Genomic DNA, 449 nt, shown 5'->3' on the forward strand with positions numbered 1-449 from the left:
CTGCGCAACGTTAATCGACGCAGGGTTAGTCGGTCCCTAAGGCGAGGCTGAAAAGCGTAGTCGATGGAAAACAGGTTAATATTCCTGTACTTCTGGTTATTGCGATGGAGGGACGGAGAAGGCTAGGCCAGCTTGGCGTTGGTTGTCCAAGTTTAAGGTGGTAGGCTGAGATCTTAGGTAAATCCGGGATCTTAAGGCCGAGAGCTGATGACGAGTGTTCTTTTCGAACACGAAGTGGTTGATGCCATGCTTCCAAGAAAAGCTTCTAAGCTTCAGGTAACCAGGAACCGTACCCCAAACCGACACAGGTGGTTGGGTAGAGAATACCAAGGCGCTTGAGAGAACTCGGGTGAAGGAACTAGGCAAAATGGCACCGTAACTTCGGGAGAAGGTGCGCCGGTGAGGGTGAAGGACTTGCTCCGTAAGCTCATGCCGGTCGAAGATACCAG

1 rRNA gene is annotated in these 449 nt (G+C 51.7%); it reads left to right on the top strand.

Annotated elements, in window-relative coordinates:
* Positions 1-449 (top strand): 23S ribosomal RNA (locus tag DU29_RS0129160); the annotation flags it as partial.

Origin of the sequence: Pseudomonas sp. Ant30-3 (assembly GCF_000690905.1) — a bacterium.
GTDB lineage: Bacteria > Pseudomonadota > Gammaproteobacteria > Pseudomonadales > Pseudomonadaceae > Aquipseudomonas.